This is a genomic window from Mesorhizobium sp. M7A.F.Ca.CA.002.09.1.1 (genome assembly GCF_003998555.1).
GTDB lineage: Bacteria > Pseudomonadota > Alphaproteobacteria > Rhizobiales > Rhizobiaceae > Mesorhizobium > Mesorhizobium ciceri.
In genome coordinates, this window is sequence record NZ_RZRR01000071.1 from 1 (window position 1) to 10,922 (window position 10,922).

The following is a 10,922-nucleotide window of genomic DNA, read 5'->3' on the forward strand; positions in this document are numbered from 1 at the left end:
TTGTAGTACAGGCTGTAGCCGAAATCGCCGCGGGTGACGATGCCGACGATCCAGTTGAGATACTGCACGGGCAGCGGCTTATCGAGGCCATGCTCGATGCGATAGGCCTTTGCCTGCGCGTCGGCCTCGGCAAAGGAAGCTCCACCCTGGTTGATCGCCTGCGAGCGGATGTAGTCGGCATAGTCACCCGGCGGCGCCTGGATGATGGCAAAGGTGGCCAGGCTCAAGATGGCGAGGACCGGGATTGCCGACGCTATGCGCGTGAGCAGGAATCGCAGCATGGACGGTTCATTTCCTTGTCTCGCCGATCGCGCCCTTGGTTGCGTCCGGAGGTTGGTTTGTCCGGCCGCGCCAGCGGCGCGGCCGGAGGTCTCTCAGTCAGGGAGGTAAACCTAATTCATCAGCCCCTTCTCTCCGGGTTTGCCGGGCAGCTCATCGGGGAACAATTCATATTTCGCCTGCTTGTCTGCGGCGACAAATACCCGTTCGCGGATGATCGAATCCTCGGCCCAGTTGAACATGAAGATCGGCGTGCCCTGCGGAATGTTCGAGAATCGCTTATTGACGATCAGCGCGCCGGGATATTCCGTCAGGCCGACATTGTAGACGTGCTCCGTCGAGATCTTCTGGAATTGTTTCATCAAGCTGGCGCGCTGGTCATTGTCCTGCGTGGAGACGAACTTGTTGACGATGTCGACGAGGTCCTTTTCGAACGGCATCACATCGACCTCGCCATTTTCCGGCGCACGATGGTCCCAGCTGGTGCGCGGGCCGACAGGGGCAAGCTGCACGGTGTTCTGCACCACCGAGGTCAGTTCCTGTTCGTTGCGCCGGACCAGCCAATCGAAGCGGCCGGAGTATTGCGAAGCGTCCCGCTGGGTGCCGTTGAGGCCGTTGAGCACGACCCGCAGCCCGAGCTTTTCCATCTGGGCGACGACGCCTTCGGCAAGGCTTTTGTCGGTCGTGTAGTCGTTGTTGACCAGCATCACGATCTCGACATTCTTGCCGCCGGCGGTGCCGGAAGGGAAATTCACGAAGCCGTCGCCGTCCGTATCCTTGAGGCCGGCCTTGGCGAGTTCAGCCTTGGCGCCATCGAGGTCGAAGGGGTAGTAGACCGTCGAATTGCGGTCGTAGAAGCTGGTTCCTGACGACAAGCCGCCGGGATAGATGGCGGTGAACGGCCCCTTGACCAGCGAGTCGCCGAGCGCCTTGCGGTCGAGCGCCATGGTGACGGCCTTGCGGAAATCCTCGTTGCGGTTCAGCTCGCGGATCGCCTGGCCGCGTTCGTCCGGATTGCCCCAGCCATTGGCGGAAAAATTAAAGCGCAGATTGTAGCCGATGAGCCGCGGGCCGAAAGCAAGACGGGCAGGCGCGTTCGCCTCCGCCGCACGCTTCAGCGAGGCGACGAAGTTTTCCGGCTGCTCCAGATTGGAAAAATCAGCCGCGCCGGCCACCGCCTGGACGTCGCGATCGGCCCAGGTCGACAGCTTGTAGTGCAGTTCGTTGAGATAGGGCAGTTGATTGCCCTTTTCGTCGACCTTCCAGTAATAGGGATTTCGGCGCATGACGATGATGTCGTCCGGCCGGTATTCGACCGGGACCCAGCCGCCCATCACCGGCATGTTCATGAATTCCGGCGGGAAGGCATTTTTGAACTGGTCATAGGTGTTCTTCGAATATTTCGGATGCTGCGGCTTCAGGATGTGCGCGGGACCAGGACAGAAGGTGCCGTAGGCCATGGCATACAGGTACTGCTTCGGGAAGGCGTCCTTGAAGGTCCATTCGACGGTGTAGTCGTCGATCTTCTTCAACGTCGTGCCGACGCCGAAGGTTTCCGGCGTGGCGCCGTTCAGCGGCGAGACGTTGGGATCGACGACCTCGTCGTCCCAGTAGAACATGACGTCGTCGGCATTGAACGGCACGCCGTCCGACCACTTCGCGCCTTCGATGAGGTGCATGGTCAGCTTGTGGCCATCGCTCGACCAATCCCAGCTCCTGGCCAGGTTCGGCAGCGGCTCGGTGTCCTTGGCCTCGACCTGGAACAGCGGGGCGGTGCGCGTCAGGCATTCGGAGAGGCCGATGTCGATGCCGCCCCAGCCTTGCGTCTGACCGGCGCCGTAGTTCCAGCCTTCCGGCCGCCCTCCGATGACGTGGCGCATCGTATCGCCATAGACGCCGATGCCGTCTTGCATATTGCCCGTCTTGAAGACCAGCGGCTCCTTCGGCAGCCTGTCTCTCACCGGCGGAAGCTTGCCGGTCTTGACGTATTTCTCGGTGACCCAGTCGGGCTCGTGATATTCGGGAAGCGCCTTGAACTCCAGAATGGAGTCGCGCGCGACATAATTGATCTTGCCTTCGGCGGGAAACGGTGTCGGCGCCGGCGGAACCGTCGGCTCGGAAGCGTATGCACTGAGTGCCGAGACCGAGACGCTCAGCGCCAGTCCGGCAGCAAGGCCGATATTGCGTAAATTCCTCACTGTCTCTCTCTCCCTCTTGTTGGTCCGGAGCGTTTGCACCCGCTCCGCCTCTCCTCGAATTCAAACGGCTTCGTGGCAGTGGATCCGCCTCCCATGGATCCACCATCACCGCATGAATTTCCAGCCGGCCCGTTTCAGCCGGCCCGTTTCAGCCGGCTTGCTTCAGCGCGGCTTTTTCGGCGCGCAATTCCTCGATCGAGCGAATGCTGCGCCGTGCGGCGCCCGCCCACTCGCGGGTCTTCACCTTGGATGTCGACAGCCGCTCCCTGGCGGCCGGAACCGCATGGGCGTATTGCGGCAGCCAGGCTGCCTGGGCGACGACCATTTCGTCGACCATCTGCCAGACCTCCTCCGGCGTCGAAACCGCGCCGACCAACGGGTCATGCAGCACGGCGAGCTTCAGAAGATCGATGTCGCCCGATATCGCGGCATGCACCGACATGCGCTGGACGTTGATCGAAGCGATGCAGGTGGCGGCGCAAGCCTCCGGCAACGTGATGCCGGCGGCCATGTTGATGCCGAAACGGTCGACGAAGCCCGGCGACTCGATGATGGCATCGTGCGGCAGGTTGGTGATCACCCCATTGTTCTTGACGTTGAAGTGGCCGCGATAGACGCGGTTGGTCTCCAGCGCCTCCAATATGTGGCTGGCATGCTCGTTGGAGCGTTTCTCGCGGTCGATCGGCTTGGACGCCGCTTCGAGGAACTGCGGATATTCCGTCTCGAACCAGTTGCGGGTTTCGGTGGAGTAGCGGAGATAGCCGCCGGTCTCGCCGTGAATCCAGTCGGACATATCGATCCAGCGCGTGATCTCGTCGGGACGTTTGCGGTACCAGGGCAGATATTCGGAAAGATGACCGTTGCTTTCGGTCGAATAGACGCCGAAGCGCTTCAGGACGTCGATGCGCAGCTTCTCCTGCCTGGAATAGACCGGATGCGCCTCGAAAGCGGCCACCAGTTCATCCTTGCCAATGGGGCGGCCGTTGAGGCGCAGATCGATGAACCAGGTCTGGTGGTTGATGCCGGAACAGACATAGTCGAGCTCCTGCGTGGACTTCGCGCCAAGCACCTCGGCGATCTGCTCGGCGCCGTGCTGGACGCCGTGACAGAGCCCGACAGTGTCGACCTTGCCGTATTCGATCGCCGCCCAGGTGTTCATCGCCATCGGGTTGGCGTAGTTCAGGAATTTGACGTTCGTCTCGGCGACCTCGCGTATGTCCTTGCAGAAATCCAGGATCACCGGAATGTTGCGCTGGCCATAGAGAATGCCGCCGGCACAGATCGTATCGCCGACGCACTGGTCGATGCCGTATTTCAAGGGAATGCGGATATCGTCGGCGTAGGCTTCGAGGCCGCCGACCCGCACGCAGCTGATGACGTAGCGAGCGCCTTCGAGCGCCTTGCGGCGGTCGGTGGTCGCCGTCACCGTGGTCGGCAACCTGTTTGCCTGGACGATCCTGTCGAGGATCGCCTTGATCATCTGAAGATTGTGCTCGCTGACGTCGGTCAGCGCGAATTCGATGTCCTTGAATTCGGGCACGCACAGGATGTCGGTGAACAATTTCTTGGTGAAGCCGACGCTGCCGGCACCGATGATAGCGATTTTGAAACTCATCAGCCGCACCTCATTCCATTTCGAATTGCAGGCAAGGAATGACAATGGGAGGCTCTAGCCACATGCCGCGACATGTATGCAGGACAAGCCGGAATCCGGCTCGCCAACCTCCCTGTCCGCTCCTTGACTGCGGATCTCTCTCGCTTTTCGATGGGGATTATGCGCTTATTCGCGAGCGCGACCAGAGAAGGATTATGCTTTCAGGGGTAATTTTGTGCTGCATGATTTGATAGAACACGGACAGTCCATGCGCACGATCTCGCTGCCGCGCGGCCGCCAGCGCCTGCACGCCATGCCGACGAGCACGGGCTACGAAGTGCGCGAGGACGAAATCTACGACTGGGACGGCCGCAAGCGCGGTCAGACACCGTTCACCGTGCTCCAGCACACGATCAGCGGGACTGGCCGGCTGCGCTACGAAAACCGCAACTACCGCTTGCAGAAGAACGACACATTGCTGGTGCTGGTGCCGCACAACCACCGTTACTGGCTGGCTGGAGATGAGCGCTGGGAATATTTCTGGATTTCGATGAACGGCGAGGAAGCGCTGCGCATCCACAAGTCGATCCTCAGCGTCTCGGGTCCTGTATTTCGGCTGCAGCCGGCGACAATCGATCATCTTGCCGATTGCAGCCTGCGCCTGATCAAAGGCGCCGCTTCGCCGGGTGCTGCTTCCGCGATAGCCTACGAGGCTGCGATGGCGCTCTATGACGATGTCTTCGGTTCCCATGCCTTCGCCGAAAAACTAAGCGCCATGCAGCCGGTCATCGATCACATCAACGCCAATCTCGACAAGCCGCTGCCGGTGGCGGACCTGGTCCAGATCAGCGGCCTCAGCCGAGCCCATTTCTCACGCTGTTTCGCCGAGAGCGAAGGCCTGCCTCCGGCCGAGTTCGTGCTGCAGCAGCGCCTGCAACGCGCGGCGAAGCTGCTGACCAAAGCGGATTTTTTGCCGGTGAAGGAGGTCGCCATCCTGTGCGGCTTCGAGGAAGCGAACTATTTTTCAAAGGTCTTCCGCCGCTGCTACGGCATCACACCGAGCCAATTCCGCACCACAGGCATGTACGCGAATTTGCGGACTCCGGCCAGGCGCGGCGTCAGGGCGTTCGATGACGAGACCTGACGCCGCCACGGTTAAACAGGCAGCCAACTAGGCAGCGCGCAGGCTGCCGCCGTCCAGCCATTCGAGATCGGCTTGCGAAAGCGTGATGTCGAGAGCGCGCAGGCTGTCGTCCAGTTCATCCAGCGTGCGTGGCCCGATCAGCGGGATGGAGGGGAAGGGCTGAGCGAGCACATAGGCCAGCGCAATATGGATCGGGCTCTTGCCCAGTCTCGCGGCAAGTTCGATCGCCCGGTCGCGGCGGCCGAAATTCCGCTCGGAGTACCAGACCCGCACCAGCTCCTCATTGTCTTGCTTGTCGCGACCCGCCCGATCGGTGAAGAAGCCGCGCCCTTGGCTCGACCAGGCGAAATTCGGCATCTTCCTGGATGTCAGCCAGGCCTTCCACGCATCCGTGGAGGACGTGACGCAGCCAGCCCAGATCGGCTCCAGCATTTCGGCCAGCGAGAAATTGTTGGACAGCGCACCGGGCTTTTGCTTGCCGGTGCGTTCGGCGTAGGCAATTGCCTCATCCATGCGTTCCATCGTCCAGTTCGAACCGCCGAACGGGCCGCGGATGCGGCCGGCCTTGACCTCGCGATCCATCGCATCGACGAATTCGCCGACCGGCACATCCGGATTGTCGCGGTGCATGAAGTAGACATCGACATGATCGGTCTGCAGGCGTTCGAGCGTCTGGTCGAGCTGCTTGCCGATCACATCAGGATAGCACAGCGGCGAGTGCGCGCCCTTGGCGATGACCACCGATTGCGCGCGCACGCCACGGTTTTTCAACCATTCGCCAAGCAGCTTCTCGGTATAGCCGCCGCCATAGACATAGCCGGTATCGAAGAGATTGCCGCCGGCCTCGAAAAAGGCATCGAGCAGGATCGAACCTGAGGAAAACGTACGGAAATCCTCGAAGCCGAGCGCCACCACCGATGCCGGTTTCGACAGGCCAGGAATGGTGCGCTTGGCGACCGCCGTGCCGCCGGACCGTAGCGGCCGGCCGGAGATGGTGTTGGTGCGCTGCTCGGCCTTCTCGATCCCGTATTCGAGGCCGGCTGCCGTCCGCCATTTGTCCAGCACACGCAAGGTGCCGAGGCTTTCCGCCCACGCCATGCCCGGCCAGGCGAATTCTTGGCCGCCGGCGCGGATCGCCTCGCCGGCTGCGTCGACCTCGAAGGAATAGACATGGCGCTTCTCGTCGACGCTGATGGTCTGGCGCGTACCATCGGAGGCGATGACGTCTATCCGGCCGAGACCGACATCGCGGTTGCCGCCGGCGAACCAGAAGTCCGGCACTTCGATGCGGCCCCTTGTGCCCAGGATGCGCAGCACATTGTCCTGGTTGAGCGAGATGCTGCAGGAGACTTCGGCGACAATGCCGCCGGGGAAATGCAGCAGCGCGGAGGCCCATTCGTCGACGCCGGACTGGCCCAGATGGGCGGTGCCGACCACCTTGTCTGGCTCGCTGAAGGGCTTTCCGACGGCCGCACCGGCAATCAGCCGGACCATCGAGACGGGATAGCCGCCGACATCGAGAATACCGCCGCCGGCGAGATCGTTGGCATAGAGCCGGTGCTGCGGCATGAAGCCCGGCATGGCGAAACCGAAGCTCGACTTGATCATCCTGATCTCGCCGATGACGCCGGACCTGATCAGCTCCACCAGCTTCTTGGTCTGCGGGTGCAACCGGTACATGAAGGCTTCGCCGAGGAATGTGCCGGCCTTGCGCGCAGCATGCATCATGGCGTCGGCCTCGAAGGCGGTCAGCGCCAGCGGCTTTTCGCACAGCACATGCTTTCCGGCCTCGGCCGCCTTGATCGCCCATTGCGCATGGCCTGGATGCGGTATCGAAATGTAGACGGCGTCGATGTCGGGGTCGGCGAGCAGCGCGTCGTAGCCGTCGAGGATACGGGCACCGGGAAAACGCTCGGCAAGCCCCGGCTTGGCGGGATTGCGTGCGCCGATGGCGACCAGCTTGCCGGTGTCCGAAGCGGCCACGCCACCGGCAAAGGACTGGGCGATGCTGCCCGGGCCGAGAATGCCCCAGCGAATGGGCGTGGTTGCGGTCATTGTCATTCTCCTTGAAGGCTGGAAAGGGCTGGCGGTCAGCGCAGCCGCAGTCCTTTTTCGTCGAACAGGTAGGATTTGCGGATGGAAACGGTGATCTCGGACGTGTCGGGGACCTTTGCCGCGTCGCGCTGGATCACCACGTCGTCACCGTTGGCCGTTCTGGCATAGAGGAAACTTGTGCCGCCCAGGTGCTCGATCACGTCGATGGCAACCACAAGGTCGGCGTCGCCTTCTCCGGCATTGCCGAAATGTTCGGGCCGCACACCGACAATGACCTTGCTGCCGATTTTTGGGCTGCCTATTTCGGGCGCAGTGCCAGTCAGCGGTAGCGTGATGCGGGTCTTCTCCTGGCCCGCCAGTTCGACCACGACGCCAGGTGCATCGTGCCCGACAACCCGGCCTTTGATGAAATTCATCTTCGGCGAGCCGACAAAGCCGGCGACGAACTGATTGTCGGGGTTGTCGTAGAGATCGAGTGGCCGGCCGATCTGCTCGATATGGCCGGCGCGCATCACGACGATCCTGTCGGCGAGCGTCATCGCCTCGGTCTGGTCGTGGGTGACATAGATCATTGTCGTGCCCAGTTCCTTATGGAGCCGGGAGATCTCGACGCGCATCTGGACGCGCAATTCGGCGTCGAGATTGGAGAGCGGCTCATCGAACAGAAACACCTGCGGTTCGCGTACGATGGCGCGGCCGATGGCGACGCGCTGGCGCTGGCCGCCTGAGAGTTTTTTCGGGCGCCTGTCCATCAATTCGCTGATGCGCAGGATCTCGGACGCCCGCTTCCCCCGCCGTTCGGTGTCGGCTTTTGGATTGCCGGTCATGCGCAGGCCGAAAGAGAGGTTCTGTTCGACGCTCATATGCGGATACAGCGCGTAGGACTGGAACACCATGGCGATGCCGCGGTCGGCCGCCTCGACATCATTGACCACCTTGCCGCCGATGGCGATTTCGCCGCCGCTGATGTCCTCGAGCCCGGCGATCATCCTGAGCAGCGTCGATTTTCCGCAGCCGGAGGGGCCGACGAAGACGACGAACTCGCCGTCCTTGATGTCCATGCTGGCGCCATGGACGACCTCGAAGACGCCGAAGCGCTTGACGACATTGGTGAGCGTGACCGTTGCCATGCTGCCCCTTACTTGACCGCGCCGGCGGCAATGCCGGCGATGAAATGGCGCTGCAGCAGCACGAAGACGACCAGCATCGGCACCGTCAGCATTACAGCGCCCGCCATGATGCCGCCCCATGACACCTTGGTGAGGCCGATCAGCGTGCCGAGCGCCACCGGCGCCGTCATCGAACCAGGCTGGCTGTTGATCAAAAGCGGCCACAGATAATTGTTCCAGGAGGCGAGGAACAGGATGATGGCGAGTGCGGCCAGCATCGGCCGCGCCAAAGGCAGCGCGACAAAGAGGAAGATGCGCCACTCCTTCACGCCCTCGACGCGCGCCGCATCGAAGAGGTCGTCCGGCATCATCGAAAAACTCTGCCGCATGAACAGCACGCCGAGCGAATTGAACAGCGGCGGAACGATCAGCGCCACCCAGGTGTTGGCGAGCTTGAAGTCGCGCGCCACCATGATGAACTGCGGGATCAGCACGACCGCATAGGGCAGCGTTATGGTGCCCAGTATGATGGCGACGACCGCGCCCTTGCCGAAGAACTGGTATCGGGCCAGCGCCCAGCCGGCCATCGACGTCAGCAGCACCGACAGGATGGTGTAGGTCACCGCCACCGAGACCGAAATGCCGATGGCGCCGACGAAGTTCGTGTCACGCTGCAGATTGTTGAAATTGTCGATGAAATTGCCGTGCGGCAAAAGCTCGATGCCGGGGCTGAAGATGCCGTTGTCGGGCATGGTCGAGAACACCACCATCATCCACAGCGGAAACAGCCAGATCAGCGCCAGCGGCGTCAGGAACAGATGCAGAGCGATGCTGCGTCCCAGCCTGGCGGAGGAGCGCGAACTCATTTCGGTTCCCTCGTCAGCCACAGCTGCGCCAGCGTGATGGCGATCGCCAGCCCGGCCATGGTGTAGGCGACGGCCGAGGCGTAGCCGAAGTTGAGCGACCGAAAGCCCTGGCGGTAAAGCAGCAGGCCAAGCGTCTCCGTGCCGCCGCCCGGCCCGCCGCGCTCGGTGATCAGGAAGGGCTCGGTGAACAGCTGCATGGTGCCGATGATCGACAGCACGAGACAGAACACGATGACCGGCTTCAGCAGCGGCAGGGTGATGTAGAAGAACTGCTTGAGCTTGCTGACGCGGTCGAGCGTCGCCGCCTCGTAGACGTCTTCGGGAATGGACTGCATGCCGGCGAGCAGGATGATGGCGTTGTAACCGGCCCAGCGCCAGGTCACCGCGATCATGATCAGCGCCATCGCCGGCGTGACGTTGGAGAACCAGTCGATCTTGGGCAGGCCGACGCTGTTCAGGAGCTTGTTGATGATGCCGAAATCGAGGTTGAACATCAGCCGGAACACCGCCGAATAGGCAACCTCGCCGACCACGACCGGGGCGAAGAAGGCGAAGCGGTAGAGGCCACGCGCCTTCAAGAGCGGCGAGTTCAAAAGCACCGCCATGACGAGCGCCAGCGAGATCATCACCGGCACCTGGATGACCAGGATGAGCAGCGTGTTCTTCAGGGCGTTGAAGAAGGCCGGATCGCCGATCAACCGGCCCCAGTTGAAGCTCGGCGCGAACCGCCACGGCACGGTGCGCGTTGCCTGGAAGGAGATCATGAAGGAGCTGATGATCGGCCACACCCAGAAGATCGCGAAGATCAGCAGATAGGGCGTGAGGAAGCGATAGGCCGTGGCGTTACGATTGCGCATCTTGCTCCTCCTTCTACCGCTTGTTGTTTCACGCCGTCGCCTGGGTCTTCCCTTCTCCCCTTGTGGGAGAAGGTGTCGCCGAAGGCGACGGATGAGGGGGTGTTCCAGAGAACGCAAACGTCTCACTCCGCTGGAGCACCCGTCATCCGTCTCGGCGCTATCGCGCCGATCCACCTTCTCCCACAAGGGGAGAAGGAGAAGCGGTGATCAAGATTTGACGGGCAGTCCGGTCGCCGCCGCGATCTGGCTTGCGGCATCGTCGAGCGCCGCCTTGGCGTCAGGATAGCCGCCGGCCAGATACTTGGTCTGCACGGCGCGGACGATGATTTCGGCGTCGCTCTGGAACTGCGTGCCGCGGCTCGGAACAACCTTCGGCAAGGTGCCGAGAATGTCCTTCCATACCGCCTGGCCGCCCCAGTAAGACAGGCCTTGTGCGACATAGGGATCGTCGAGTGCCGAGACCAGGGACGGTACCAGGCCGAACTCCTTCAGCATCGTGATCTGGCCTTCATTGGTTCCGAGCGTGTATTTCAGATAGGCGTAGGCAGCCTCCTTGTTCTTGGAAGCCGAGGTGATGGCCAGCGAGGACCCGCCGAGATTGGCGGCGCGCGGCCCGTCGGCGGTGAGGCTCGGCATCAGATAGACGCCCCATTTGCCGTTTTCGCCGGCAGATTCGGTGCGAATGGTGCCCTCATACCAGCCGCCATAGATCTGGGTGGCGACGGTGCCGGCGGTGTTGTTGGTGATCTTGGTGCCCCAGTCGGCCGACGAGATGATGCCGGCGTCCTTCATCTCCTTGACCTTGGTCATGGCATCGATG

At 62.1% G+C, this 10,922-nt stretch carries 8 protein-coding genes and 1 pseudogene; 1 reads left to right on the plus strand and 8 read right to left on the minus strand.

The window, feature by feature from the left end; all coding sequences use genetic code 11:
* From EN994_RS05425 to EN994_RS05435, 3 genes and pseudogenes are all read right to left on the minus strand, one after another.
* Positions 1-281: pseudogene (locus EN994_RS05425) on the minus strand (ABC transporter permease); the annotation flags it as partial.
* Between the two features lie 111 nt (positions 282-392).
* Positions 393-2,477 carry an ABC transporter substrate-binding protein gene (locus tag EN994_RS05430; RefSeq protein WP_063170040.1) on the minus strand — a complete coding sequence of 695 codons (2,085 nt, stop codon included), beginning with the start codon at positions 2,475-2,477 and terminating at the stop codon, positions 393-395.
* 148 nt (positions 2,478-2,625) lie between these two features.
* On the minus strand, positions 2,626-4,092 hold the full coding sequence (locus EN994_RS05435; protein WP_063170465.1) for an alpha-glucosidase/alpha-galactosidase: 1,467 nt from the start codon (positions 4,090-4,092) through the stop codon (positions 2,626-2,628).
* 247 nt (positions 4,093-4,339) lie between these two features.
* On the opposite strand from EN994_RS05435, the gene EN994_RS05440 reads away from it, so the two are divergent.
* On the plus strand, positions 4,340-5,215 hold the full coding sequence (locus tag EN994_RS05440) for an AraC family transcriptional regulator (protein ID WP_082826649.1): 876 nt from the start codon (positions 4,340-4,342) through the stop codon (positions 5,213-5,215).
* A gap of 27 nt (positions 5,216-5,242) precedes the next feature.
* Here EN994_RS05440 and EN994_RS05445 read toward each other — a convergent pair whose 3' ends face one another.
* From EN994_RS05445 to EN994_RS05465, 5 genes are all read right to left on the minus strand, one after another.
* Entirely contained in the window at positions 5,243-7,270 is a 2,028-nt protein-coding gene (locus EN994_RS05445; RefSeq protein WP_063170039.1) for an aldo/keto reductase, read from the minus strand.
* A gap of 35 nt (positions 7,271-7,305) precedes the next feature.
* Entirely contained in the window at positions 7,306-8,400 is a 1,095-nt protein-coding gene (gene ugpC, locus EN994_RS05450; RefSeq protein WP_127307428.1) for a sn-glycerol-3-phosphate ABC transporter ATP-binding protein UgpC, read from the minus strand.
* 8 nt (positions 8,401-8,408) lie between these two features.
* The gene (locus EN994_RS05455) at positions 8,409-9,245 is read right to left on the minus strand and encodes a carbohydrate ABC transporter permease (RefSeq protein ID WP_013530185.1); all 837 of its coding nucleotides are present in this window, start codon (positions 9,243-9,245) and stop codon (positions 8,409-8,411) included.
* On the minus strand, positions 9,242-10,102 hold the full coding sequence (locus EN994_RS05460; protein WP_013530184.1) for a sugar ABC transporter permease: 861 nt from the start codon (positions 10,100-10,102) through the stop codon (positions 9,242-9,244). Before EN994_RS05460 ends, EN994_RS05455 begins: the two co-directional genes overlap by 4 nt.
* A gap of 207 nt (positions 10,103-10,309) precedes the next feature.
* On the minus strand, positions 10,310-10,922 hold a 613-nt coding region (locus tag EN994_RS05465; RefSeq protein WP_127307429.1), incomplete at its 5' end, for an extracellular solute-binding protein.

What these genes read in the sequence shown, in the direction of transcription:
- EN994_RS05445 (WP_063170039.1), bottom strand. Translation starts at nt 7,270, where the DNA reads ATGACCGCAACCACGCCCATTCGCTGGGGCATTCTCGGCCCGGGCAGC.
- EN994_RS05440 (WP_082826649.1), top strand. Translation starts at nt 4,340, where the DNA reads ATGCGCACGATCTCGCTGCCGCGCGGCCGCCAGCGCCTGCACGCCATG.
- ugpC (WP_127307428.1), bottom strand. Translation starts at nt 8,400, where the DNA reads ATGGCAACGGTCACGCTCACCAATGTCGTCAAGCGCTTCGGCGTCTTC.
- EN994_RS05460 (WP_013530184.1), bottom strand. Translation starts at nt 10,102, where the DNA reads ATGCGCAATCGTAACGCCACGGCCTATCGCTTCCTCACGCCCTATCTG.
- EN994_RS05455 (WP_013530185.1), bottom strand. Translation starts at nt 9,245, where the DNA reads ATGAGTTCGCGCTCCTCCGCCAGGCTGGGACGCAGCATCGCTCTGCAT.
- EN994_RS05435 (WP_063170465.1), bottom strand. Translation starts at nt 4,092, where the DNA reads ATGAGTTTCAAAATCGCTATCATCGGTGCCGGCAGCGTCGGCTTCACC.